This is a genomic window from Enterobacter sp. WI-ESBL-E8 (assembly GCF_053364895.1).
On sequence record NZ_JBRWXJ010000001.1, the window covers coordinates 2,146,577 to 2,170,557 of the forward strand.

Genomic DNA, 23,981 nt, shown 5'->3' on the forward strand with positions numbered 1-23,981 from the left:
TTGTTCTCTCATGGCGCTATATCATGTTTTTACCGCTTCGTTTGCGCGATTTATCGGTTCCGGCGATGAATTTAAGGTAAATATCACTGTCAGTGACACCGATCGCTTATTTTTCACAGATAAAGTAAGAAATAGTGTTTTCTGGCGGTAGATCGCGGGCGCTATTTTCAGTAGGTTATAGACAGTTTGTTACTGTTTTATTTTCCGGGGTTAATCATATCTCGTCGCTCACGCGACGGTGAAAATTGATACAAACCGCGGGCATTTATCGATAAACCATCATCAAAAACCGATGGAAGGGAAAACTATGCGTATTGGGGTACCAAAAGAACGGTTAGCCAATGAAACCCGCGTAGCGGCAACACCGAAAACGGTGGAGCAACTGCTAAAACTGGGTTTTACCGTCGCGGTTGAAAGCGGCGCGGGCAAGCTGGCGAGTTTCGATGACGAGGCCTTTATCCAGGCTGGCGCGGAAGTGGTGGACGGTGCTGACGTCTGGCAGTCGCCGGTTATACTGAAGGTAAACGCACCGGAAGAGAGTGAGATTGCGCTGCTGAATCCGGGGACGACGCTGGTGAGCTTTATCTGGCCTGCGCAAAATCCTGAGCTGATGGAGAAGCTGGCGGCCCGCGGCGTGACGGTGATGGCGATGGATTCCGTGCCGCGTATTTCGCGCGCGCAGTCGCTGGATGCCTTGAGCTCCATGGCAAACATTGCTGGCTATCGCGCCATTGTGGAAGCTGCTCACGAGTTTGGTCGCTTCTTTACCGGTCAAATCACCGCCGCGGGTAAAGTTCCGCCGGCAAAAGTGATGGTGATTGGTGCGGGCGTGGCGGGTCTTGCCGCCATCGGTGCGGCAAACAGCCTGGGCGCTATCGTGCGCGCGTTTGACACCCGTCCGGAAGTGAAGGAACAGGTCCAGAGTATGGGCGCCGAATTCCTTGAGCTGGACTTTAAGGAAGAAGCAGGCAGCGGTGACGGTTACGCGAAGGTGATGTCCGAAGCGTTCATCAAAGCCGAAATGGCACTCTTCGCCGCCCAGGCAAAAGAGGTCGACATTATTGTTACCACCGCGCTGATTCCGGGTAAACCTGCGCCGAAGCTGATCACCCGTGAGATGGTTGATTCCATGCAGCCGGGCAGCGTGATCGTCGACCTGGCCGCGCAAAACGGCGGGAACTGCGAATATACCGTGCCGAATCAGGTTACCACGACCGCTAACGGCGTGAAGGTGATCGGTTATACCGACCTGCCGGGCCGCCTGCCTACGCAGTCTTCTCAGCTGTACGGTACTAACCTCGTCAACCTGCTGAAGCTGCTTTGCAAAGAGAAAGACGGCAATATCACCGTTGATTTTGACGATGTAGTGGTGCGCGGCGTCACCGTGGTCCGTGAAGGTGAAATCACCTGGCCTGCGCCACCGATTCAGGTTTCTGCCCAGCCTCAGGCTGCTCTAAAAGCGGCGCCAGAGCCTAAAGAACCCGCCAAATCGGCTTCCCCGTGGCGCAAATACGCGATCATGGCGCTGGTGATTATTCTGTTCGGCTGGCTGGCTGACGTCGCGCCGAAAGAGTTCCTTGGCCACTTTACCGTCTTCGCGCTCTCCTGCGTTGTGGGCTACTACGTGGTGTGGAACGTCTCCCATGCGCTGCATACGCCGCTGATGTCGGTAACCAACGCCATCTCCGGGATCATCGTCGTGGGGGCGTTACTGCAGATTGGTCACGGCGGCTGGATCAGCTTCCTGAGCTTTATCGCGGTGCTGATCGCCAGTATCAATATTTTCGGTGGTTTCACCGTGACTCAGCGCATGCTGAAAATGTTTCGTAAAGGCTAAGGGGTAGCATATGTCTGGAGGATTAGTGACAGCCGCATACATTGTTGCTGCAATCCTGTTTATTTTCAGTCTGGCGGGGCTTTCCAAACACGAAACGTCTCAGCAGGGAAATAACTTTGGTATCGCCGGGATGGCGATTGCGCTGATTGCCACCATCTTCGGGCCGGACACCGGCAACGTGGCGTGGATCCTGGTGGCGATGATCATCGGTGGCGCGATTGGTATTCGCCTGGCAAAACGCGTAGAAATGACCGAGATGCCGGAGCTGGTGGCCATTCTGCACAGCTTCGTGGGTCTGGCCGCGGTGCTGGTGGGCTTCAACAGCTACCTGTACCACACGCCGGGTCTGGAACCGATTCTGGTGAACATTCACCTGACGGAGGTGTTCCTCGGTATCTTCATCGGTGCGGTTACCTTCACCGGCTCCATTGTTGCGTTCGGCAAACTGCGCGGGAAGATCTCCTCTAAACCGCTGATGCTGCCAAACCGTCATAAGCTTAACCTGGCGGCACTGGTGGTTTCGTTTGTGCTGCTGGTGGTCTTCGTACGTACCGAAAGCGTGGGCCTGCAGGTACTGGCGTTGCTGGTAATGACCATCATTGCGCTGGCGTTTGGCTGGCACCTGGTGGCGTCCATCGGTGGCGCGGATATGCCAGTGGTCGTCTCAATGCTGAACTCCTACTCCGGCTGGGCGGCGGCGGCGGCGGGCTTTATGCTGAGCAATGACCTGCTGATCGTCACCGGTGCGCTGGTGGGCTCTTCGGGTGCGATTCTGTCTTACATCATGTGTAAGGCGATGAACCGTTCGTTCATCAGCGTAATCGCCGGTGGCTTCGGGACCGACGGGGCTTCTTCCAGCGCGGATGAAGAAGTGGGTGAGCACCGTGAAATTTCTGCGGAAGATACCGCAGACATGCTGAAAAACTCTCACACGGTCATTATCACCCCGGGCTACGGCATGGCGGTGGCGCAGGCGCAGTATCCGGTCGCAGAGATCACAGAGAAGCTGCGCGCGCGCGGGATCAAGGTTCGCTTTGGTATTCACCCGGTGGCAGGGCGTCTGCCTGGCCACATGAACGTGCTGCTGGCGGAAGCGAAAGTGCCGTACGACATCGTGCTCGAAATGGATGAAATCAACGATGATTTCTCTGATACCGACACGGTCCTGGTCATTGGCGCCAACGATACCGTTAACCCTGCTGCACAGGACGATCCGGGTAGCCCAATCGCCGGGATGCCGGTTCTGGAAGTGTGGAAGGCGCAGAACGTGATTGTCTTTAAACGCTCCATGAATACCGGCTATGCCGGGGTACAGAACCCGCTGTTCTTCAAAGAGAACACCCATATGCTGTTTGGCGATGCTAAAGCCAGCGTGGATGCGATTCTGAAATCACTCTGACAGGGTAAAGCCCGGTGGCGCAAGCTTACCGGGTTTACCAAACCCGTAGGCCGGGTAAGGCGAAGCCGCCACCCGGCAAAAAAAACCGCCGGATCCCCGACGGTTTTTTTTCATCTTCCTGGTTAATCGTCTTCCGGATCGTCCAGCTCAACCGGTGTCTGGTAATCATCCGGCTTGATAACCAGCAGGTCGCAGCGCAGATGGTCGATCACCTGTTCAGCGGTATTGCCGAGGAACGCGGCAGAAATGCCGGTCCGGCCTATGGTACCCAGCACCACAATCCCGGCCTGCAGATGTTCGGCTAAATCCGGGATGACCTCTTCAGGCAGCCCTTTTTCTACGTGGGTCATTTTCTCATCAATACTGAATTTCTGACGCAGCGCTTTCATGGCCAGCAGGTGCTGACCGCGGATCGCATCGTTGTACACGCTCGGGTCAAATTCAGGCAGCTCAATGGCGATATTGATCGGGGTGACCGGGTAGGCGCCAACCAGATGCACCTCGGTGTGATTGACCTGGTCAGCAAGCTGGATTGTCTCTTTCACCAGCTTTTCGTTCAGCGAATTGTGATAATCCTCTTCGCTGGCGAGATTGACCGCCACGACGGCTTTCCCGCCTTCAGGCCACGGCTGGTCTTTCACCATCCAGACCGGGCAGGGGCATTTACGCAGCAGATGCCAGTCGGTCGGGGTGAAGATCACGGATTCCAGCTTGTCGTGCTGGTGCGCCATCTTCAGCAGCAGGTCGTGCCCACCGGCAACGATTTCCTGGATGATGGCTTCGAAAGGTCGGTTGTGCCAGACCACTTTGATATCAATGGGTACGCCCGCTTCCAGGTAATATTTAGCCTGTTCACGGATCCACGCGGTACGCTGGCTGATGACGCCCTGACGCATAGCGGTGCGCTCGTCAGGCGACAGAAGGGTGGTCATCTCATACGAGAAGTCATAGATCGGCAAAAACGCTTTGATTTTGCCACCAATCCGTTGATGCAAATACACAGCACGTCGTAATGCCGGCTGATCGTCCTGATTAGGATCGATAGCTACCAGCATGTTTTGATACTTGGCCATACAGGTCTCCTTACTACTGTCACCACAGTCTGTAATTAAAAGAGTAACCTATATATCCTGAATGAAACAGAGGGGAGTTTTTGCGAGATCAATAATTCATGAAAAATTATCAGAGGAACAGCACAGTCGCGGTGACCGCGATAAACGCAATAAACAGCAGCACCATCACCGCTATCGCAAAGGTCGTGGAATCCTGAACGTAGGTTTTTTCCTCCCCCTTCATTGGGCCAACAAGCATGATCCAGATGAAGATAAAGGTCACTGAGGCAATCACGACTGAAACGAAAAACAAACTTTCTCTCAATTCATAACCTCAACGAGAACCTTTCGGGTGCTGTGCGGGGACGTGCTGCGGTGAAAATGTCGAATAACGAAGGTGTATATATGCCAGACCAATAAATCATGAAAATTTATCGGTCTGACAGGACACCGGTGGGGCGTTATGCCACGTTGCGGGCATGCCCGGCAAGAACGGCCAGCGCTTCACCGTTTTCGATTGTGATGTATTTACCCTTAACGGCCAGCATTCCGCTTTTCTGGAAACGACCCAGCAGACGGCTGATGGTTTCCACGGTCAGGCCCAGGTAGTTACCGATATCGCCACGCGTCATGGTCAGACGGAACTCACGCGGCGAGAAACCACGCTCGGCGAAGCGGCGGGAGAGGTTGTAGATAAACGCAGCCAGGCGCTCTTCTGCATTCTTTTTGGAAAGCAGCAGAATCATGTCCTGATCGCCTTTGATCTCACCGCTCATCAGACGCATCATCTGCTGACGCAGGTTAGGCATCTTGCCGGACAGATCGTCCAGGGTTTCAAACGGGATTTCGCAAACCATCGAGGTTTCGAGTGCCTGAGCAAAGCTTGGGTGGTGGCCCGTGCCGATAGCATCAAAGCCCACCAGGTCACCCGCCAGATGGAAGCCGGTGATCTGTTCGTCGCCCTGTTCGGTGATGGTATAGCTCTTGATGGTGCCAGAGCGGATAGCATAGAGCGATTTCAGTTCGTCTCCCGCTTTAAACAGCGTCTGCCCTTTCTGAATAGGCTTTTTGCGCTCGATGATATTATCAAGCTGATCGAGTTCATGCTCATTCAGGGTAAACGGGATACAGAGCTGGCTGATGCTGCAATCCTGGCAATGGATAGCACAACCGCCAGACTGAATGCGTCGTATAATTCGCTTTTCCGGGATCATAGGTTTGCTCAAGCCTTAATTGATATTGGTCAATTTTAACATCTTTTTGGTAAGTACGTAAGCCTGACAAACCCTCAATAAGGACAAGAGACGGCAACGTGTCGCCATCTTCTTGAAATTCCACAGCTTGATTATGGATTTTTAGCCTAACCGGAAGAAAATTAAGCACAAAAAGCCTGGGATCTAGAGCAAGAGATACCCTTCGTGACGCAGTAACCACTCTTTTCGCTGTACCCCACCGGCATAGCCGGTCAGGGTGCCGTTGCGGCCAATAACGCGATGGCAGGGCACCACGATACTGACCGGGTTAGAGCCGTTCGCGGCACCCACTGCGCGTGCAGCGCCTGCGCGACCTAACTGCTCCGCGAGCTGCCCATAATGCATGACCTGTCCGCAGGGAATGGCCCGCAGCGCCTGCCACACTTCGCGCTGAAAAGGCGTGCCTGCCGTGGCGGTGGGCAGGGTGTCAATGATGCTAAGATCGCCTTCGAAGTACGCCGCCAGCTTGTCGCTCAGTCCGCCCGGGTTGGTGGCGTGGATACGTTCATACCCCTGGGAGCGGTAGTGAATAGCGAGCAGTTCTTCCATGCGGTCGCTGTGCTCTTCCCACTCAACGGCGCGCAGGCAAAACTGCTCGTCGGCGATCACCCACAGCGGCCCAAGCGGCGTCGCAATCTTATCTTCGAGTAATCTCAGCATCCTCATTCCTTTAGTTCAGCCTTGGGTAGATCCCCGGCCCAATCGGCAGGCCGACAAGATACCATGCGACCAGCATCACCAGCCATACCCCTAAAAAGATAAGCGGGTACGGTAAAACCAGCGAATAGTAGGTACCCAGTTTGGCTTCCGGTTTATAGCGCTGCAGGAAGCCTAAGAACAGCGGAACAAATGGCGAAACCGGCGCCAGCGGAATGACTGAGGAGTCCGCGATGCGGAACAGGATCTGCGCGAAAGCCGGGTGGAAGCCCAGCATCATAAACATCGGCACGAAGATCGGGGCCAGAATCGACCAGATGGCGGAGCCGCTGGCGATAAACATGCACAGCAGGGATGACAGCAGCGCCAGGCCGACAAACGCGGGCACGCCGCTCAGCCCGGCCGCCTCCAGCGCGTCGGTCAGGCCCACGGCCATAAACTTGCCCATGTTGCTCCAGTTAAACATGGCCACAAACTGCGCCAGCGGGAACACCATCACGATAAAACCCGCCATCTCCTTCATCGGCTCGATCATCAGCTGCGGCAGATCGCCCTGGCGGCGGATTTTGCCGGTGGCGATACCGTAGGCGAGCGAGACGACAAAGAAGAAAAGAATAATCAGCGGCACAATGCCCTGGATAAACGGCGAGGGCAGGACGGTATGTTTTACCGGATCGCGTAATATGCCGTTTTCCGGCACCACCATCAGCGCCACCAGCGCGATAAAGGCCAGCGATACGATGCCGGCCACGCGCAGGCCGAAGCGCTGCTCTTTGCTCAGGGTTTCCAGCTTTTCATCGCTACGGCCTTCCCATTTACCCAGCCGCGGCTCGATGATCTTATCGGTAATCAGCCCGCCGACAATCGTCAGAACAATCACCGAGCTGGCCATAAAGTACCAGTTGTCGATCACGCTGACGTGCATGGCCGCATCGATGGTTTTCGCCGCCTCCGTGCTGATGCCGGAGAGCAGCACGTCGGTGGTGACGATCAGCAGGTTAGCGGTAAAGCCGCAGCCCACGCCGGCAATCGCCGACAGCAGGCCCGCCACGGGGTGACGCCCGACGGCGAGGAAAATCAGCGCCCCCATCGGCGGCATGATCACCAGCGCGGCGTCGGAGGAGATGTGGCTGAAGAAGGCGATAAACAGCACCATATAGCTCGCGTAGCGTGCGCTGACGTGAGAGGCCATTTTCACCATTAACGCGGGCAGCAAGCCCACGCGTTCCGCCAGACCGGCGCCCAGCACCAGCGCCAGAATGGCGCCCAGCGGGGCGAAACCGCTGAAGTTCTTAATCACGTTGGGTAAAAACCAGTGCAGCCCGTCAACGCTGAGCAGGTTTTTCACCGCCACCAGGCTACCGTCGGCCGGGCTGCGCACGCTCACGTCAAAGGCGGAGAGTACGGCGGTGGCGACCATCAAAATCACAATCAGATAGATAAAAAGCAGGAAAGGGTGCGGCACTTTATTGCCGATCCTCTCAACCCAGCCATAGAGCTTACCGGATGGGGAATGCGAAGGTATGGATGACATACTCATGGGCGTTCCTCGGGAGTGTTGTGTTGTGTTGTTGTGTTGTGTTTTTTTATTTTAAAGGTGACGGTGTCACGCCCTGAGGGATCGGACACGCGTACGGTTTTTCTTGTAATTGCTGTTCGAACTCTTCACGGCATTTTTTCAGCAGCGCTGCGTCCTGCAGCAGATTGAGCGCGGTCGCACCCATCACTTTTCCGGCCAGCAGCATGCCTTTGTGGGCAATGGAGGTACGCCCCTGCGCCACCAGCTGCCAGGTGTGCAGCGGCGTGCCGACGGTAAAGCAGGGGCTGAAGCACTGGGCGACCGGCATTTTCCAGCTGACGTCGCCCACGTCGGTTGAACCCGCCAGCACGTTGTCGGTGATGGCATAGGGGGCGACTTCATCCACCAGCAGCGTCTGCTGATGACGACGCGCAAAGGCTTTTCCGGCTTCACCCCCCGTTGCGGCAATATTCTTGAGGCTGTTTTGCAGATCGTCTGGCGTCAGCGTGGCGCGGATCTCGCGGGCAAAGTCGCGTTCTTCCTCCGTCCAGGCCGGCGTGCCGTAGTGCTGCAGGGCGCGATACATCGCCGCCTCAAGCGTGCGGTTCGGCAGGTAGCTGGAGCAGGCTTTGTCAAAGCGGCACTCGACGGTGGTTTCGGTCATCATCGCCGCGCCCTGGGCGATTTTCTCGATACGTTCGTAGATTTGCTGCGCATCGGCCATCTCAGGGGCGCGGATCAGGTACAGCACCTCGGCCTGCGCCTGCACCACGTTGGGCGAAATCCCGCCGGTATCGGTAATGGCGTAATGGACGCGCGCTTTCTCGATGATGTGTTCGTTGAGGAAGTTTGTGCCGGTGGTCATCAGCGTTACGGCATCCAGCGCGCTGCGCCCCAGATGGGGAGAGTTGGCCGCATGCGCCGCCACGCCGTGAAAGCGCCAGGCGGCCTGAATATTCGCCAGCGTGCTGACGTTAAACATCCCGGCGAAGGCTTCCGGATGCCAGGTGACGGCGGCGTCGACGTCGTCAAACAGGCCTTCGCGTACCATAAAGGTTTTCCCGGAGCCGCCTTCTTCGCCGGGGCAGCCGTAAAAACGCACCGTCCCGCTGCCGCCGTGCTGCTCCAGCCAGCTTTTCACCGCCACTGCCCCCGCAAGTGCCGCGGTGCCTAAGAGGTTATGCCCGCAGCCGTGGCCGTTTGCCCCCGGCGTGGCGGATTGCGCGGTCGCACAGTGCGCCTGCTGGCTTAACCCTGCCAGCGCATCGTATTCGCCGAGCAGGGCGATAACCGGTTTCCCGCTGCCGAAACTGGCGATAAAGGCGTTTGGAATGCCGCCGGCCTCTCGTGTCAGCGTGAAGCCTTCGGCCTCCAGCGCGCTGGCGAGCCGCGCGGCTGACCAGAACTCTTCAAAGCGGGTTTCAGGATGATCCCAGATCTCGTCGGCAATGTCGGTTAACGTGCGACATCGCGTGTCGATCGCATCGGCAATAAAAGCGTAGTTGTCCTGCATTACACACCTCGCGTCCACGGGAAATTGAGCGCAGTCCGCGCCAGCGTTTCGATAGCGATAGTCATGACCTGCTCATCGAAGTCGAATTTTTCGTTGTGATGTCCGGCGCTCAAATCCGTGCCAAACACCATATAGGAGGCCATGCCGCCGTTCTGCTGCACGCGGGCCATCATCAGCGTGGCGTCTTCGGAGCCTGCTGGCGCCTTCACCTTATCGATGGCGTGAACAACCCCGGAAACCTGGCTCGCCTGTTCGCGCAGATAATCCACCCACGCCGGCGTCGGCGAGCTGGCGGTGGCGGCACCCATCAGGCGCATCTCTGCCTTAACGCCGTAGAGTGCAGCCGCGCCGTTAATAACCGCCTGCGCGCGTTCGAAGACATACTGATTAATCGCTTCGCTTTCGCCGCGGGTTTCAACCTTGATCAGGGCATTGGCGGGCACCACGTTGCGTCCGCTGCCCGCCTGCAGCACGCCGACGTTCACCCGCGACGCGCCTTCGCTGTGCGGGGCGATGCTGTGCAAGGCGATGGCGGCCTGCGCGGCTGCGAGCAGGGCGTTACGTCCGTCCTCCGGTTTACCGCCCGCATGTGCGGCCACGCCGGTAAAGCTCACGTCGAACTTGGTGGTCGCCATAAAGTTATCGCTGCCGCACACCGTCGTCCCGGCAGGCACGCCGGTACCAATATGGATGGCCGTGAAATAGTCCACGTCGTCCAGCGCCCCGGCGGCAACCATGGCGCGCGCGCCGCGGGTGCCTTCTTCGGCAGGCTGGAAGATCAGCTTGAGGGTACCGCTGAGCTGCGCTTCATACTGCTTTAGCACCTGCGCCAGACCCAGCCCGATCGCGGTGTGGCCGTCGTGCGCGCAGGCGTGCATCATTCCCGGATTGCAGGAGGCGAACCCGTCGCGGAACGGGCGATGGCTTTCATCGCACGCTTCGCTTAGATCAAGGGCATCCATGTCCACGCGAAACGCCAGGGTCGGGCCAGGGCGGCCGGTATCCAGAGTTGCCACAATACCGGTAAACCCGCCTTCAAACGGCGCCAGCCATTTCTCGGGGGCGCCTTGCGCGCGGGCGCGGGCAAACTCGCGCGCCAGGGTAGCTTCGTCAGGTAACCCCATCCGGCTTTCGGCATCCACGACGTCGCGGCCCATCGCCAGCGCGTAACCCAGCGAGTCCAGGATTTCCGCGACCTTCGCCGCGGTGCGAAACTCTACCCAGCCGGATTCCGCAAAATGGTGAAAATCGCGACGCCATGCGCTCAGCTGCGGCGTTAAGGTCTGGATGTACTGCGCCAGTGTGTTCATATCTCTTCCCGTCATCATTAAAATATGTGAACTGCTTCACGCTGTGATAGTTTTTACTTATCACTAACCGATTTTTCACAGTTTTAACCGTTCAGGAATTACCCTCGCACATCCCTTTCCATTAAAGTAGATGACAGTTTCTTTACTCTGATAAACAACGGTTATCGGTCGGGCTATGTCATTTCAGATTAAATTTCATCAAATCCGGGCGTTTGTTGAAGTCGCGCGTCAGGGCAGCATTCGCGGTGCCAGCAGGACGCTGAATCTTTCGCAGCCGGCGCTGACCAAATCCATCAAAGAGCTGGAGGAGGGCATGGCGGCGCAGCTTTTCGTGCGCAGGAGTAAGGGCGTCGCGCTGACCGAATGCGGTGAGGGCTTTTACCAGCGCGCAAGGTTGATTCTGGAAGAGCTGCGCGCGGCGCAGGATGATATCCGTCAGCGGCAGGGCGAGCTGGCCGGGCAGATCAATATCGGGATGGGGGCCAGCGTTTCACGCAGCCTGATGCCCGCCGTGATCACCCGCTTTCACGCGCAACATCCGCAGGTCAAGGTGAGGATTATGGAAGGGCAGCTGGTGTCGATGATCAATGAATTACGCCAGGGTGAGCTGGACTTCACCATCAACACCTATTATCAGGGGCCTTACGACCACGAATTTACGTTTGAAAAGCTCTTCGAAAAGCCGTTTGCGGTATTTTGCCGGGAAGGGCATCCGGCGACGGGGGCAACCTCTATTAATGAGCTGCTGCATTATAACTGGACAATGCCAACGCCGCGGGGAAGTTATTATAAGCAGCTGGAAGAAGTATTTAATCATCGCTCGCAAATACCGCGAATCGGCGTTGTCTGCGAAACATTCTCCTCCTGTATTAGCCTCGTCGCGCAAAGTGATTTTCTAAGCATACTGCCGCAGGAGCTGGGCTGCGACCCGCTGCTGGCGCACCGCCTGGTCATGCTCCCGGTGGTCGAATCGCTTCCAAAAGCGGCATATTATTTAATTCAGCGCCGTGATTCACGTCAGACGCCTCTTGCTGAATCTTTAATTACGCAATTCAGAAGGGAAGCGAGAAAAATAGTCGCAGCGTGAAAATGAGAACATAAAAAAACAGGATCTGCCCGACATCAGACAGATCCTCCAGTACACACAGCAGTGCGTCCTTTCGCCAATCCTGAGTATTATTTCCATGAAGCAGGTTTATTTAGGTATAACACCTTTCCCGAAAAAGGGAAGGGGGTGGACTATTTGATTTTACGAAAATTTAACACAAATCACTTATTGTACCTTTGCTGAAATTTTAGTTAAGTCATGTTTAAATTCATTTAATAAATACTATATATATTCATCGGGTTAATATTTATGGCGCACGACGGCGTACAGCGATGATTGAGGCCTGCCTCAGGCGCAGGTATAGTACCGTCCTCAGCTGTAGCCGGAGGATGCCCATGAACCCTGACGACAAATCCTTTTTTCTTGACGCCATGGAAGATGTCCAGCCCCTGAAGCGCTGCGCGGATATCCACTGGCAGCCCAGCCGCAATACCCGGGCGCGCGAGGAGGTGGATAATGAACAGCTGGATAACTTCCTGACGCTGGACTTTCTTGACGTTCTGCCCCTCGAAGAGCCGCTGGCGTTCAAGCGCGAAGGGGTACAGCAGGGCGTTATCGATAAGCTGCGCTCGGGTAAATACGCCCGCCAGGCCAGCTTAAACCTCTTACGCCAGCCCGCGGAACGCTGCCGCCAGATGCTGTTTTCGTTTATTCGTCAGGCCGGGCGCGACGGGTTACGCAACCTGATTATCATTCACGGGAAAGGACGCGAGCAGAACTCACATCCGAACGTGGTGCGCAGCTATCTGGCGCGTTGGTTAACCGAGTTCGAGGAAGTGCAGGCATTTTGCGTGGCGCTGCCGCATCACGGCGGCAGCGGGGCATGCTATGTCTCGCTGCGCAAATCCGATGAAGCGAAACAGGAGAACTGGGAGCGGCACGCCAAGCGTAGCCGCTAGCGGGCGATTTTCTCGCCCGCCGGTGACTCAGAAGGTTTCCCAGTTGCTGTCGGTAGAGGCGGTTGTCGTTGCCGGGCGCAGCAGCTGTGGCGTTTTCACATTGGTCGGGCGTGGGGCTACCGCTTTTTCTTTTCCGTTCAGACGAAACGCGGCTACGGCCTGGCGCAGCTGTTCGGACTGATCTTCCAGCGCCGCCGCCGCCGTGGCGGACTCCTGCACCAGCGCGGCGTTTTGCTGCGTCACGCTGTCCATCTGCGAAACGGCCAGGCTCACCTGCTCAATACCCCGGCTCTGCTCGTCAGAGGCCGATGAAATCTCGCCCATAATATCGGTCACGCGGGTCACGGCGGCGACAATCTCCTTCATGGTGGTGCCGGCCTCGCTAACCTGCTCAGAACCAGTATTCACCCGGCTGACGGAATTCTCGATAAGCCCTTTGATCTCTTTCGCCGCCTGCGCGCTGCGGCTCGCCAGCGTACGGACTTCGCCCGCGACCACCGCAAATCCACGACCCTGCTCCCCGGCGCGTGCGGCTTCTACCGCCGCGTTAAGCGCCAGAATGTTCGTCTGGAACGCGATGCTGTCAATGACGCCGGTAATATGCGCAATTTGCTGCGAACTGTCGGCAATTTCGGTCATGGTGCGAACCACGTTATCCACCACCTGACCGCCGCGCGCGGCCGTTTCAGAGGCGTTCTTCGCCAGCAGCGTAGCCTGACGGGCGTTATCGGAGTTTTGCTTAACCGTCGCCGTCAGCTCTTCCATACTGGCGGCGGTCTCTTCGAGCGAGGCCGCCTGCTGCTCGGTGCGGGCGGAAAGATCGTTGCTTCCTGCGGCAATTTCGCCTGCGCCGGTGTAGATGGAATCGGTGCTTCCGCGTACGGCGCTGACGGTGGTCACCAGCGACTGCTGCATCTCATGCAGGCCGGCGGCCAGCTGGCCCATCTCGTTGCGACCAGAGATTGCGATATCCTGCGTCAGGTCGCCCCCTGCAATGGCGCGAATATGGTTCATAATGGAGTGGAGTGGTTTCAACAGCAGGTGTTGTAAACCCTGCCAGATAACCACCAGCACCGCGATAACGGCCAGCAAAATCGCCGCCAGCGTCCACTGCATCTGCGTGAAGCTGCTCTGGTTCTCTTCGGTTGCGGCCTTCAGCAGGGTATTGTTTTCGGCGCGCCAGCGGTTATAGACCGCGTCCATATCGTCCTGCGCCTGCTGAGCGTCCAGATCGCCATAGGCCTGATAGTTGTCGGCGCGCAGATACTCAATCGACAAACGCATCACTTCGTGCATCTGGTTCCAGGACTTCTGCATCTCGTCGGTTAATGCCGCCTCCTGGCCCTTAACCTGCGGCAGCTTCTGCCACTCTTTGTTATAGGCTTCGGCTTTTGCCAGCGAGTCACCTGCGGTGCCAAGCAATTTATTGATCGCCGCAAGGGAAGCCGGATCGCGCTGGTTTTTCAGGTAGCGGATCGCCACGCGGGTCACGGTGACGCGCGTTTTCACCAGCGTGTTCACGCTGTCGCTCAGGCTTTCCTGCTGGGCATTGAGCACGCCAGAGTTCTGGAAGTTGTGGCGATCGTTGCTGACGGCAGAGTAGAACAACCCTCCCGTGACAACTTGCAGCAGACAGAATATGGTGAGGGCAAAGATAATACCGGTAATCACGTGCAGATTTTTCAGCATAGCGGTCGTCCGTTAGGGAAAATGCAGGGGTACTTCATTACTATCGTCGTAGAGAATTTAAACTTTAATTAACTTGCGCTTAACTACAGGGTCCTTGAAGGAACCCGTTGTAAATCCGGATCATTTTTATGAGGAAGGTCAGCATGAGCAGCATTGATAAAAGCGGGACGTACGCGCTCGGAACGCGGACGGTTAAACGACTGGGCTATGGCGCGATGCAGCTGGCGGGGCCGGGCGTCTTTGGGCCTCCGAAGGATAAGCAGGCCGCGCTGGAGGTGTTACGTGAAGCGGTGGCCGCGGGTGTGAATCATATCGATACCAGCGATTTTTACGGCCCGCACGTGACTAACCAGCTGATCCGCGAGGCGCTTCATCCTTATCGGGACGATCTGACCATCGTGACCAAAATCGGCGCCCGCCGCGACGACAAAGGTGCCTGGCTCCCGGCCTTTTCCGCGCAGGAACTGACTCAGGCGGTGCATGATAATCTGCGCAACCTGCAGCTGGACGTACTGGATGTGGTCAATTTGCGGATCATGTTTAGCGCCCACGGTCCTGCGGAAGGATCGATCGCTGAACCGTTGTCCACGCTGGCGGAGCTACAGCAGCAGGGGCTGGTTCGCCATATTGGATTGAGCAACGTCACTGCCTCTCAAGTCGCCGAGGCGCAGAAAATGGTGCCGGTGGTGTGCGTGCAGAACATGTACAACATTGTGAATCGCGGTGATGATTCGCTGGTGGATACGCTTGCGCAGCAGGGGATTGCCTGGGTGCCATTCTTCCCGCTGGGAGGCTTTACGCCGCTGCAGTCTTCCGGGCTTCAGGCTGTCGCCGACTCGCTGGGCGCAACGGCAATGCAGGTTGCGCTGGCGTGGCTGCTGCAACGTTCCCCGAATATCCTGCTGATCCCGGGGACCTCTTCCGTGGCGCATCTGCGGCAAAACCTTGCGGCGGGCGAGCTGCGGTTACCGCCTGAAGCCCTGGAAACGCTGAATTCGCTGATGGACTGATCGTGACAGACGCAAGGCCCGAAGGGCTTTGCGTGCTTATGGTCCTGTCTGACTTTTCTGTCTGTGAAGCGCTAATGCTTCCGCCACGATCTCCTGCTTGCTCTTACGCGTCTCAAAGGCGGTGATTCTGATGTACTCCATCAGGTCGGGATCGATGCGGGCGCTCAACATCCTGAGATCGGCCTCCTTTGCCACACCGCGTGCAACGCGCTTGTCTGGATAATCACGGGCTGGCATAGAAAACGGTCTCCAGTAAATTTTGTTAATTCGTGCTCTAAAATATGCTTCTATCTGACTTTAAAGTCAACATGAAGTGAGAATGTAGTGATTTAATTTTATGCGTATTCATTTTTTGTAAGTGATAAACAAGTCATTGATGTATGACTTTAAAATGACTTGTACCAGGAGGGCTACTCACGCTAACCAGGAAGAACCATGAGGCGCGTTCCGGACAGAGGATGCAGCTAAATTAAATCCGCTCAAACTTCAACGCGTTTGGGTTTGCCTCCGGAAATGACCTTGATCCCTGGCCATAATCCGTAATACTGTATTTATATACAGTATCTGGCGAGAAAGGCATTATGGACACTCTCTTTTCTTATCATCCAAACCAATGCATTGAATTACCTTTATTTTTAGAGCGTGTTGCCTGTGGTTTCCCCAGCCCGGCGCAGGATTATGTGGAGGATCGTCTCGATCTTAACCGGCTGGCAGTGAGACACCCCAGTGCGACCTATTTTATCAAGGTGAGTGGAGATTCCATGATTGGGGCGGGGATCGGCGACGGCGATCTGCTGGTGGTTGACCGTTCGTTAAACGCCGAACACGGGGATATCGTCGTTGCGTCGGTCGCCGGTGAGTTTACGGTGAAAGAGCTGCAGACCCGTCCGGTGCTGAGACTTCTGCCACATAATACCCGCTATCAGCCGATTACCTTTCAGTCCGAAGAGGAGCTGCAAATCTTCGGTGTTGTCACCCACACCCTCAAAACGCATAAACATGTTCGCGCTGGTTGATGTGAACAGCTTCTACGCCTCCTGCGAGAAGGTGTTCCGCCCCGATCTGGAGGGGAAGCCCATCGTGGTGGTTTCCAATAACGACGGCTGCATTATTTCCCTGTCGCGGGAGGCAAAGCAGTTCGGTATAAAAATGGGTGAGCCGTATTTTAAGTTCAAAGAGAAAGGCTATCCGTCGCGGGTTTACGTCTTTAGCTCGAACTATGCGCTGTATGCCGATCTCAGCAGTCGGGTGATGCAGACGCTGACCGATCTCGCCCCGGCAATAGAGATTTACTCGATTGACGAGGCGTTCGTGAACGTGTCAGGGGTCAGTCACTGCATGTCGCTGGAAGCGTTTGGTCACCAGATGCGCACGCAGGTCTTTAAAAATACGGGCTTAACCGTTGGCGTCGGCATTGCCCCGACAAAAACGCTGGCCAAGCTGGCTAACTATGCGGCGAAGCGATGGGCCGGCACCGGCGGCGTGGTCGATCTGTCGGGTCGCGAGCGGCAGCGTAAGCTGCTGGCAAACGTTGCGGTAGAGGAGGTGTGGGGCGTAGGGCGGCGCATCACGAAAAAGCTTAACGCAATGGGGATTACCACGGCGCTGGATCTGGCGGATGCGTCCTCATGGGTCATTCGCAAACATTTTAACGTGGTGCTGGAACGCACGGCGCGCGAGCTTCGCGGCGAGCCCTGCCTTGACCTGGAAGAGTTCACCCCCACGAAGCAGCAAATTATCTGTAGCCGTTCGTTTGGACACCGCATTACCCAATATGAAGAGATGCATCAGGCGATTTGCGCCTACGCGGAGCGGGCAGCAGAAAAACTGCGCGGCGAGCATCAATATTGCCGTTTTATCAGCGTGTTTGTGCGCACCAGCCCGCATGCGGACAACGAAATTTATTACGGCAATCAGGCCTCCGTCACCCTGATGACGCCCACCAATGACTCGCGGGATATCATCCGTGCCGCCACGGAGGCGCTGGGGCGGATATGGCTCGACGGGTATCGCTATATGAAAGCCGGGGTGATGCTGGCAGACTTTTTCAGCAGCGGTGTCGCCCAGCTTAATTTGTTTGACGATAATCGTCTGCGCGCCAACAGCGCGGCGCTGATGGAGATAATCGACAGCGTAAACCATTCCGGTAAAGGGAAGATATGGTTTGCCGGGCAGGGTATTGAGAAGTCCTGGGCGATGAAGCGTGAGATGCTGTCACCGGCCTATACGACGCGATACGCCGATTTGCCGGTGGCGAGGTAATCGTGGCGCTATTTCTTTTGCGTCAGCCAGGTTGCCGCGGCCGTCAGCACGCCGATCCACGGCATTTGGCCCGCACCGGCCAGAAAATTATGGCGATCGATATCATTATTTTTACGGATATCCGCAAGGCGGGTAAGCGCCTCTTTTTCATCCGCGGCGCCGATCTCCTCAAACTGTTTTTCAAACCCCTGAGCGATGAGCTGAGCGGCCGCGTCGGTATTTGCGCTCTCAATTGCAATAAGGTCCGGGCCTTTTTGGAAAAAACGGTAATCCGGCATACGTGCTCCAGACAGAGAAGAAGACGGTGAAAATACTCTATCCCTTGCGGTTAAAAAATGCACGCGATTTGCGGCAGCAACGTTCAGCTTTTCTTTATTATTTCAGGCAGTAATTGCTCAATCACGCCCACGACGCTGCGGACGCGGTGCGGAATAAAGCGGGCGTCAGGGTAGACGGCATAGAGAACGCGATCGGGTAACCGCCAGCCGGGCAATACCGGCACCAGCGTGCCGGCCTGCAGCGCGCGGGCCGCAAGAGGTCGCTGCATGCCGCCGACCCCGATGCCTGCCTCCAGCGCCTGCAGCAGCGCGTCGCTGGTATTGGCCCGGAAAACGGTATTCACCTTCACGTCGAGGGTTTCCTCATCTGATATTAGCTTCAGCGGAACATCTGGCGGGATGCCGCTAAATCGCACGTGCGGCAGCGTCGCGAGCTCGCTGACGTCGTGCACCGCCTGAAAGCCGGGGGCGGCAAACAGCGCGGTCTCAATGCGCGTCAGCACGCGAGCCGCATGCGCCTGCGGGGGCTCGCTGCTCAGCCGTATCGCGACATCCACGCCCTCCGTCACCAGATCGGCAATGCGGTCATCAAGGGAAATCATCAGATGCAGTTCCGGATGCAGGCGTTGCAGCGCCAGTAAATGGGGCAAGACGATCTGGCCCAGGCCGCTCGGCAGCTGGATATGCACGCTTCCCTGAAATTTGTGGTCAACGGGATTCAGCCGTCTTTCCGCTTCCCGCATGGCGTCCAGCAGCAGCTGCATGTCGCGGCGGTAACGTTCTCCCTGCTCGGTCAGCTTCATGGTGCGCGTTGTACGATGCAGTAGCACCACGCCGAGCTCCTGCTCAAGAGCGGCGATCTGCTGGCTAACGGCGGACTGTTTCATCCCGCTCTGGCGGGCGGCAGCAGAAAATGAGCCCGCTTCGGCAACGCAGAGAAACGTGGAAATGGCGTTGAGCTTATTATTCATTTAATGATTTTTCTGATAAGTGCCATCTGATGAAAGGGATATCCGCTAAAAAAATAATATATGACACTGCGTCTGTCACCCATTCTGGAGAAATACCATGGATAAAAGGCAGCAACACAACGTCGCTCTGGTCGCGGGGGCCAGCGGCATTGTCGGCAGACAGCTTGTCAACACGCTCCTGCATCATCAGTGGGAGGTTATCGGCCTTAGCCGCCGCGCGGTAACCCATCCGGACGGCATTCCGATGGTGAACGTCGATTTACTGGACGCGCAGGACAGCGCACGGGAGCTCAGTAACCTGAACGGTATCACCCATCTCTTTTACAGCGCCTGGGCGAACGCGGCGAGCTGGACGGACATGGTTGAGCCAAACGTCACCATGCTGTGCAATCTTGTCAGCACGCTTGAAAAAACGGCACCGTTGCAGACGGTAAGCCTGATGCAGGGGTACAAAGTCTATGGCGCGCATCTGGGGCCGTTTAAAACCCCGGCGCGGGAAAGCGATCCCGGCGTGCCGGGGGCCGAGTTTAACGCCGCGCAGCTCACGTGGCTCAGCCAGTTTCAGCGGGGGAAACGCTGGCACTGGAACGCCATCAGGCCGGGCGTCGTGGGAAGCCCGGTGCCGGGCAATACCATGAACCTTGCGCTGAGCATCGCCCTGTACGCCTCGCTGTGTAAGGCTCAGGGATTACCGCTGCGTTTTCCCGGTTCGGAACAGGCCTGGCACAGCATCGTCGATCATACTGACGCCGGTCTGCTGGCCGAAGCCACGCTGTGGGCCGCCGCGTCACCTGCGGCACAGAATCAGGCGTTCAACGTGAACAATGGCGATATCTGGCGCTGGAGCGAGCTGTGGCCGCGCATCGCACGCTGGTTTGAGCTGGACACTGCGCCGCCGGTGAAGCTGTCATTTCATCAGTTGTTTACGGACTATCGCGGCGTATGGCGCGAGCTTGCCGGGGAGCGGCTGGTGGAAGCGGATATTCTGCAGCTGAGCGACGGGCATTTTGCCGATTTCGTCTTTAGCTGGAATTACGACATGTTCGGTGACGGGAGCAAGCTCCGGCGGTCGGGCTTCGCGCGAATGCAGGCGACCGATGAGATGTTCTTCAGCCTGTTCGCGCAGCTGAGAGCTGCGCGGATTATTCCCTGACCGTGAGGGTTGTTGTCATCAACGAGCGGCGCGTTATACTCACGCGTTGAGAATAATCGATGGTGGGGCAGGGATATGCACGAGAGTCTAAAAATGATATCAGTCGCGCTGCCCCTGATTGCGCTTTTCATCCTGTCAGGATTTTTTGTCAGGCGCATTCGCCAGGCAAAACGCATCATTACAGACCGCAACGGGATGAAAAAGATATCTGCCAACCCCTCGATATTTGGCGGGAATGCAGGTAAAACATGGTTTTATGATGACCAGTTTTTATATGAAGTTAAAAACAACGCCACCCGTAAAATTGCGCTGGCTAATATCATTAAGGTCGGGCCGGGGAATACCGAGATAAATAGCAGACGGGTCTGGATTGTTATTTACCGTGACGGTGCTAATGAAAAGCAGGTGCAGTTTTATAACAATCTTACCCTCTGGAATCATAACTTCACGGCTTTTCTGGCAGCGGTAAAAAGAGCCAATCCTGACGCTGTTGTTAAAGAACGCTTAATCCTCAATATGTGAAAAATAACCGCAGACGGTTTGCGGACGCCGCCCGTGGGCAGCGTCCGGAGCATCAGGGGTAAGGGTTTACTCAACCGTTAACGCATTAACCACCTCAGCTACGCTTTTCACGCTGTGAATATTCCCAATCCCCGTGCCGAGCGCGATATAGCCCTCATCGGTGTTATCTTCCAGCATGCCCAGGCGCAGGCCCCGTAATCCTCCCATCGCCTTGCCCAGCGCGTCGTTGCTTGCGCCAGCTTTATCCATCGCCGCCAGTTTTTCCGCCAGCCTGCCGGGAAGAGCGCGGTAGTAATGGGGCACGGTGCGGAAAAGCAGCAAATCGAGGCCGTTGGCGGCAACAATTTTCTCTTTGACGCTCTGCGGCACGCGGCTTTCTTCCGTACTGATAAAGACCGAACCGGCAAACACGCCTTCAGCGCCTAAGGCGTGCGCCGCTCTGGCGGTGCGATTATCGGTTATGCCGCCTGCCGCCATCACCGGAATGTGCTTCACGGCATCGGCAATCAGCGGCACGATGGAAAAGGTGCCAAGCGCCGTGGCGGGTAAGGTTCCGCCCTCGTCAAAACCGGTGGCAACGATAATGTCTGCGCCCAGGTCTTCCGCGAGGCGGGTGTTTTCCGGGGTGGGGTTGATGTCGCGGTAGATGATGGCGATGCCCGCCTCTTTTAGCTCACTGAACAGCGCCGGAATAATGCTGCCTTCCCCATAGCCCGTATACACCACGGCCCTGACGCCTTCCTCTTTCACCACCTGAAGGATAGGCCCTGTCCAGACGTCGTTAACGGCCGTGGGGATCAGGTTCACGCCAAAGGGCTTTTCGGTCAGCCGCTTCGTTTTACGAATTTCTTCCCGCATTTTTTCGGCGGTCTCTTCCGGCGTGGAGACCGCAGTGTCGGCGGTTAAGCCCGCGTTGGGGCCCAGCACGCCAAGCCCGCCGGCATTGCTGACCGCAGCGACTAAGCGGGCGTCAGTGAGCCAGGACAGTGGTCCCTGAATAACAGGTTTTTCGATACCCAGGATCTGACAGATACGGTTATTTTTCATAGCAGACTCTCCCTTACGTTTGAATGGAGGAGAGTGTAGGGCGCAAGATTGTTAGGAAAAATAGCCAAAAATATTCATCACTGTTATAAAATTAATAATAATAATCTTATCCTGCTCGCGGCAAAAGTATCCCTTATGCAAATAAACCTCTTTGAATCCATTAGAATTTTTATTGAGATTGTCGAGTCCGGGAGCCTTACCCAGGCGGCGGAAAATTTGCAGGTCCATCGCCCGGCCGTCACCAAAGCGTTGCAGCTACTGGAGCAGCACAGCGGCACGCGGCTGCTGCAACGCACCACGCGTCGAATTAGCCTGACCCCGGACGGAGAAGCGTTTTATCGCCGGAGCAAACCCCTGCTGGCGCAGGCGGATGAATTACTGGAGTCGTTTGGCGCTGACCGGGCAATACACGGGCAGCTGCGGGTGGATATGCCCATCTCTTTTGCGGCGCTGCGGGTAATACCCAACCTGCCTGATTTTTATCGCCAGCACCCTGAGATTGACATCATTCTGAGCAGCTCGGACCGCCGTCGGGATATGCTGCGGGATGGTCTGGACTGCGTGCTGCGGGTGGGAGAGCTGGACGACGGCGACTATATCGCGCGGAAAATCGGGAACATTAAAATTACGACCTGTGCCAGCCCGGCCTGGCTGGCAAAACACGGTACGCCAGAAACGCTGGATGATTTACAGAAGCATCAGGCCATCAACTGGATTAACAACAGCAGCAGACAGATTCATCCGTGGACGTTTAGCACGCCAGAAGGCACGGCGGAGATTGCGCTACCCGGTAAGCTTGTCGTGGATAACTCCGAGGCCTACATCGCGGCAGGCCTGGCCGGGCTGGGGTTAATGCAGGGGATGAACCTCTTTCTCCAGCCTTACCTTGACCGCGGCCTGCTGGTTGAGGTCCTGCCGGACTATCGCTCCCCGGACCGCAAGCTGTCACTGCTCTACCCACATCGCCATCTCTCCCGTAAGGTGCGGGTCTTTACCGAGTGGCTGGAGAGTCTGGTGTGAAAACAGCCAGCGCGTGACACAGCGCGCCAATCTGTTCGACGGCGTTAAGCAGGCGGGGCGTGGGTTCGTTTGCGCAGTTTAGCCGCAGAAAATGCGTTAATTCTGCACCCGGGGAAAACAGGGGGCCAGGGCTGACGCCAATCCCCAGCGCCAGCGCGCGGCGATGCACCTCCAGCGCGTTGACCTGCTGAGGGAGCTCCACCCACAGCAGAAAACCGGCTGCGGGTACGTTAATGCGCGTACCGGGTGGGAAACTGGCTTCGACCCGCGCCACGACGGCGCGTATTCCCTCTGCGATCCGCCGCTTTAGCCGCCGCAGGTGACGATCGTAGTCGCCGCTTGCCAGCATCTCGCACGCTGCGGCTTCCAGCAGCGGCGTGCCTGCCCAGTCTCCGGCCATGCGGGCCTGTAAGACCTGCGCGTGGTAGCGTCCGGCGGCAATCCAGCCGATTCGCCAGCCCGGCGCAAGCGTTTTAGACAGCGAACTGCAGTAAATCACGTTCCCGCTGCGATCGAATGCCTTACAGGCCGGAGGACGCTGCCCTTCGCCGACCAGGTCACCGTAAACATCGTCCTCAATCAAAGGAATACCCGCCTCTTCAAGCAGGGCAACCAGTTCCTGCTTGCGCGCGACGGGCATAGTGGCACCTAACGGGTTTTGCACGGTGGGCGAGGCCAGAACGGCAGCGGGGCGGTGGCAGCGAATGGCGTCCGCCAGCGGTTCCAGCAGCAGGCCTTCCACAGGGTCGGTGGGGATCGCTAAGGCCTTCAGGCCTAAATCCTCCAGCAGCAGGAGCGTACCAAAATAGGCCGGCTGTTCAATCGCCACGACATCGCCTGGCTGACATACGGCCCGAAGGGCCAGGCGCAGCGCCTGCGTCGCGCCCGCGGTGATAATCAGGTCATCCGCGCCGAACGGGGCTCCCCACTGCGCGGCACGCGCGGCAATTTTACTGCGTAAATCTCCCCGCCCCGGAGGCAGGCTATAGCTCTGCCCGTGCGCGTCCAGGCGACGTCCCGCAGAGTGCAACGCCCGCTGCAGCGCGTCTCCCGGTAGCCAGGCGGGATCGGGCAGGGCGGCGCCCAGCGGGACCAGGCGCGCTTCTGCACTGCTGAACAGCGAGCGGGCCACGGCGGACATGGTGACGGGGACCGGGCCTGGTGGGGAACGCGCGGGCTCCACGCGCGGAGCGAGGCTGGTCTGGCGGATGTAATAACCTGAACGCGGCCGCGCAACGATCAGCCCTTCAGCCTCCAGGCAGCGAAGGGCCTCCAGCGCCGTCGGAAGGCTAACGCGCTCGCGCTCGGCCAGTTTACGCGCGGAGATCATGCGGTCGCCGGCGCGCAGCGCGCCGGACGTCAGCGTGAGGCGCAGCATCTCGGCAATTCGGCGATAGCGTGGGGACGATGGTGACGGGGCAGACATGGGTATCTGTTCAGGCTAATTTTCGATAAAACTGACTATACAGCCAATGATGCGCG

At 57.1% G+C, this 23,981-nt stretch carries 23 protein-coding genes; 10 read left to right on the forward strand and 13 right to left on the reverse strand.

Annotation, left to right across the window (positions count from 1 at the left end; genetic code table 11):
• The first annotated feature begins 307 nt into the window (after window positions 1-307).
• On the forward strand, window positions 308-1,837 hold the full coding sequence (pntA, locus tag ACWHWP_RS10355) for a Re/Si-specific NAD(P)(+) transhydrogenase subunit alpha (protein ID WP_447855520.1): 1,530 nt from the start codon (window positions 308-310) through the stop codon (window positions 1,835-1,837).
• Window positions 1,838-1,847: 10 nt separating this feature from the next.
• Window positions 1,848-3,236 (forward strand): Re/Si-specific NAD(P)(+) transhydrogenase subunit beta, encoded by a 1,389-nt coding sequence (gene pntB / locus ACWHWP_RS10360; protein ID WP_059312357.1) that lies wholly within the window; start codon window positions 1,848-1,850, stop codon window positions 3,234-3,236.
• A 122-nt stretch (window positions 3,237-3,358) separates the two neighbouring features.
• Here pntB and uspE read toward each other — a convergent pair whose 3' ends face one another.
• The 7 genes from uspE to ACWHWP_RS10395 form a co-directional block, all read right to left on the reverse strand.
• Window positions 3,359-4,309, reverse strand: a complete 951-nt coding sequence (gene uspE / locus ACWHWP_RS10365) for a universal stress protein UspE (protein WP_047348757.1) — start codon at window positions 4,307-4,309, stop codon at window positions 3,359-3,361.
• Between the two features lie 109 nt (window positions 4,310-4,418).
• Window positions 4,419-4,601 carry a hypothetical protein gene (locus tag ACWHWP_RS10370; RefSeq protein WP_235836410.1) on the reverse strand — a complete coding sequence of 61 codons (183 nt, stop codon included), beginning with the start codon at window positions 4,599-4,601 and terminating at the stop codon, window positions 4,419-4,421.
• 148 nt (window positions 4,602-4,749) lie between these two features.
• Complete coding sequence (fnr, locus tag ACWHWP_RS10375; protein ID WP_006174991.1) at window positions 4,750-5,502, reverse strand: fumarate/nitrate reduction transcriptional regulator Fnr; 753 nt, start codon at window positions 5,500-5,502, stop codon at window positions 4,750-4,752.
• A gap of 183 nt (window positions 5,503-5,685) precedes the next feature.
• Window positions 5,686-6,201: a methylated-DNA--[protein]-cysteine S-methyltransferase gene (gene ogt, locus ACWHWP_RS10380; RefSeq protein ID WP_047348755.1), complete on the reverse strand. Its 516-nt coding sequence runs from the start codon at window positions 6,199-6,201 to the stop codon at window positions 5,686-5,688.
• A gap of 10 nt (window positions 6,202-6,211) precedes the next feature.
• Window positions 6,212-7,738: a p-aminobenzoyl-glutamate transporter gene (gene abgT, locus ACWHWP_RS10385; RefSeq protein ID WP_447855521.1), complete on the reverse strand. Its 1,527-nt coding sequence runs from the start codon at window positions 7,736-7,738 to the stop codon at window positions 6,212-6,214.
• 46 nt (window positions 7,739-7,784) lie between these two features.
• Complete coding sequence (locus ACWHWP_RS10390) at window positions 7,785-9,230, reverse strand: M20 family metallopeptidase (protein WP_447855522.1); 1,446 nt, start codon at window positions 9,228-9,230, stop codon at window positions 7,785-7,787.
• On the reverse strand, window positions 9,230-10,540 hold the full coding sequence (locus ACWHWP_RS10395; protein WP_063432010.1) for a M20 family metallo-hydrolase: 1,311 nt from the start codon (window positions 10,538-10,540) through the stop codon (window positions 9,230-9,232). Before ACWHWP_RS10395 ends, ACWHWP_RS10390 begins: the two co-directional genes overlap by 1 nt.
• Window positions 10,541-10,715: 175 nt before the next feature.
• Here ACWHWP_RS10395 and ACWHWP_RS10400 point away from each other — a divergent pair, with 175 nt between their 5' ends.
• A complete protein-coding gene (locus tag ACWHWP_RS10400) occupies window positions 10,716-11,627 on the forward strand; it encodes a LysR family transcriptional regulator (protein ID WP_063432008.1) in 912 nt (303 codons plus the stop codon).
• 356 nt (window positions 11,628-11,983) lie between these two features.
• Window positions 11,984-12,547 carry a DNA endonuclease SmrA gene (gene smrA / locus ACWHWP_RS10405; RefSeq protein ID WP_059312354.1) on the forward strand — a complete coding sequence of 188 codons (564 nt, stop codon included), beginning with the start codon at window positions 11,984-11,986 and terminating at the stop codon, window positions 12,545-12,547.
• Between the two features lie 27 nt (window positions 12,548-12,574).
• On the opposite strand, the gene tcp is transcribed toward smrA, so the two are convergent.
• Window positions 12,575-14,236 carry a methyl-accepting chemotaxis citrate transducer gene (tcp, locus tag ACWHWP_RS10410; RefSeq protein WP_063432006.1) on the reverse strand — a complete coding sequence of 554 codons (1,662 nt, stop codon included), beginning with the start codon at window positions 14,234-14,236 and terminating at the stop codon, window positions 12,575-12,577.
• A 143-nt stretch (window positions 14,237-14,379) separates the two neighbouring features.
• On the opposite strand from tcp, the gene ACWHWP_RS10415 reads away from it, so the two are divergent.
• Window positions 14,380-15,246, forward strand: a complete 867-nt coding sequence (locus ACWHWP_RS10415) for an aldo/keto reductase family oxidoreductase (protein ID WP_447855523.1) — start codon at window positions 14,380-14,382, stop codon at window positions 15,244-15,246.
• 36 nt (window positions 15,247-15,282) lie between these two features.
• On the opposite strand, the gene ACWHWP_RS10420 is transcribed toward ACWHWP_RS10415, so the two are convergent.
• Window positions 15,283-15,483, reverse strand: coding sequence for a hypothetical protein (locus ACWHWP_RS10420; protein WP_059312351.1), 201 nt, complete (start codon window positions 15,481-15,483; stop codon window positions 15,283-15,285).
• A 344-nt stretch (window positions 15,484-15,827) separates the two neighbouring features.
• Here ACWHWP_RS10420 and umuD point away from each other — a divergent pair, with 344 nt between their 5' ends.
• Window positions 15,828-16,262 carry a translesion error-prone DNA polymerase V autoproteolytic subunit gene (gene umuD, locus ACWHWP_RS10425; protein ID WP_059312350.1) on the forward strand — a complete coding sequence of 145 codons (435 nt, stop codon included), beginning with the start codon at window positions 15,828-15,830 and terminating at the stop codon, window positions 16,260-16,262.
• Window positions 16,246-17,508 carry a translesion error-prone DNA polymerase V subunit UmuC gene (gene umuC, locus ACWHWP_RS10430; RefSeq protein WP_063956093.1) on the forward strand — a complete coding sequence of 421 codons (1,263 nt, stop codon included), beginning with the start codon at window positions 16,246-16,248 and terminating at the stop codon, window positions 17,506-17,508. The genes umuD and umuC overlap by 17 nt, the downstream gene beginning before the upstream one ends.
• 8 nt (window positions 17,509-17,516) lie before the next feature.
• Here umuC and ACWHWP_RS10435 read toward each other — a convergent pair whose 3' ends face one another.
• The gene (locus ACWHWP_RS10435; RefSeq protein WP_059311259.1) at window positions 17,517-17,786 is read right to left on the reverse strand and encodes a hypothetical protein; all 270 of its coding nucleotides are present in this window, start codon (window positions 17,784-17,786) and stop codon (window positions 17,517-17,519) included.
• Window positions 17,787-17,869: 83 nt separating this feature from the next.
• Window positions 17,870-18,757, reverse strand: coding sequence for a LysR family transcriptional regulator (locus ACWHWP_RS10440; RefSeq protein WP_063956096.1), 888 nt, complete (start codon window positions 18,755-18,757; stop codon window positions 17,870-17,872).
• Between the two features lie 97 nt (window positions 18,758-18,854).
• On the opposite strand from ACWHWP_RS10440, the gene ACWHWP_RS10445 reads away from it, so the two are divergent.
• Entirely contained in the window at window positions 18,855-19,910 is a 1,056-nt protein-coding gene (locus ACWHWP_RS10445) for an SDR family oxidoreductase (RefSeq protein ID WP_447855525.1), read from the forward strand.
• Window positions 19,911-19,985: 75 nt separating this feature from the next.
• Window positions 19,986-20,432, forward strand: coding sequence for a hypothetical protein (locus ACWHWP_RS10450; RefSeq protein ID WP_447855526.1), 447 nt, complete (start codon window positions 19,986-19,988; stop codon window positions 20,430-20,432).
• A 66-nt stretch (window positions 20,433-20,498) separates the two neighbouring features.
• Here the strand turns inward: ACWHWP_RS10450 and ACWHWP_RS10455 are convergent, their stop codons facing one another.
• The gene (locus tag ACWHWP_RS10455; RefSeq protein ID WP_447855527.1) at window positions 20,499-21,479 is read right to left on the reverse strand and encodes an NAD(P)H-dependent flavin oxidoreductase; all 981 of its coding nucleotides are present in this window, start codon (window positions 21,477-21,479) and stop codon (window positions 20,499-20,501) included.
• Between the two features lie 135 nt (window positions 21,480-21,614).
• Here ACWHWP_RS10455 and ACWHWP_RS10460 point away from each other — a divergent pair, with 135 nt between their 5' ends.
• Window positions 21,615-22,499, forward strand: coding sequence for a LysR family transcriptional regulator (locus ACWHWP_RS10460; protein ID WP_447855528.1), 885 nt, complete (start codon window positions 21,615-21,617; stop codon window positions 22,497-22,499).
• On the opposite strand, the gene ACWHWP_RS10465 is transcribed toward ACWHWP_RS10460, so the two are convergent.
• Window positions 22,471-23,925 carry an aminotransferase-like domain-containing protein gene (locus tag ACWHWP_RS10465; RefSeq protein ID WP_447855529.1) on the reverse strand — a complete coding sequence of 485 codons (1,455 nt, stop codon included), beginning with the start codon at window positions 23,923-23,925 and terminating at the stop codon, window positions 22,471-22,473. The genes ACWHWP_RS10460 and ACWHWP_RS10465 overlap by 29 nt on opposite strands.
• Window positions 23,926-23,981: the final 56 nt, after the last annotated feature.

Coding starts and splice junctions, on each gene's coding strand:
- pntA (WP_447855520.1), top strand. CDS start 308: ATGCGTATTGGGGTACCAAAAGAACGGTTAGCCAATGAAACCCGCGTA.
- pntB (WP_059312357.1), top strand. CDS start 1,848: ATGTCTGGAGGATTAGTGACAGCCGCATACATTGTTGCTGCAATCCTG.
- uspE (WP_047348757.1), bottom strand. CDS start 4,309: ATGGCCAAGTATCAAAACATGCTGGTAGCTATCGATCCTAATCAGGAC.
- fnr (WP_006174991.1), bottom strand. CDS start 5,502: ATGATCCCGGAAAAGCGAATTATACGACGCATTCAGTCTGGCGGTTGT.
- ogt (WP_047348755.1), bottom strand. CDS start 6,201: ATGCTGAGATTACTCGAAGATAAGATTGCGACGCCGCTTGGGCCGCTG.
- abgT (WP_447855521.1), bottom strand. CDS start 7,738: ATGAGTATGTCATCCATACCTTCGCATTCCCCATCCGGTAAGCTCTAT.
- ACWHWP_RS10390 (WP_447855522.1), bottom strand. CDS start 9,230: ATGCAGGACAACTACGCTTTTATTGCCGATGCGATCGACACGCGATGT.
- ACWHWP_RS10395 (WP_063432010.1), bottom strand. CDS start 10,540: ATGAACACACTGGCGCAGTACATCCAGACCTTAACGCCGCAGCTGAGC.
- ACWHWP_RS10400 (WP_063432008.1), top strand. CDS start 10,716: ATGTCATTTCAGATTAAATTTCATCAAATCCGGGCGTTTGTTGAAGTC.
- smrA (WP_059312354.1), top strand. CDS start 11,984: ATGAACCCTGACGACAAATCCTTTTTTCTTGACGCCATGGAAGATGTC.
- tcp (WP_063432006.1), bottom strand. CDS start 14,236: ATGCTGAAAAATCTGCACGTGATTACCGGTATTATCTTTGCCCTCACC.
- ACWHWP_RS10415 (WP_447855523.1), top strand. CDS start 14,380: ATGAGCAGCATTGATAAAAGCGGGACGTACGCGCTCGGAACGCGGACG.
- ACWHWP_RS10420 (WP_059312351.1), bottom strand. CDS start 15,483: ATGCCAGCCCGTGATTATCCAGACAAGCGCGTTGCACGCGGTGTGGCA.
- umuD (WP_059312350.1), top strand. CDS start 15,828: ATGGACACTCTCTTTTCTTATCATCCAAACCAATGCATTGAATTACCT.
- umuC (WP_063956093.1), top strand. CDS start 16,246: ATGTTCGCGCTGGTTGATGTGAACAGCTTCTACGCCTCCTGCGAGAAG.
- ACWHWP_RS10435 (WP_059311259.1), bottom strand. CDS start 17,786: ATGCCGGATTACCGTTTTTTCCAAAAAGGCCCGGACCTTATTGCAATT.
- ACWHWP_RS10440 (WP_063956096.1), bottom strand. CDS start 18,757: ATGAATAATAAGCTCAACGCCATTTCCACGTTTCTCTGCGTTGCCGAA.
- ACWHWP_RS10445 (WP_447855525.1), top strand. CDS start 18,855: ATGGATAAAAGGCAGCAACACAACGTCGCTCTGGTCGCGGGGGCCAGC.
- ACWHWP_RS10450 (WP_447855526.1), top strand. CDS start 19,986: ATGCACGAGAGTCTAAAAATGATATCAGTCGCGCTGCCCCTGATTGCG.
- ACWHWP_RS10455 (WP_447855527.1), bottom strand. CDS start 21,479: ATGAAAAATAACCGTATCTGTCAGATCCTGGGTATCGAAAAACCTGTT.
- ACWHWP_RS10460 (WP_447855528.1), top strand. CDS start 21,615: ATGCAAATAAACCTCTTTGAATCCATTAGAATTTTTATTGAGATTGTC.
- ACWHWP_RS10465 (WP_447855529.1), bottom strand. CDS start 23,925: ATGTCTGCCCCGTCACCATCGTCCCCACGCTATCGCCGAATTGCCGAG.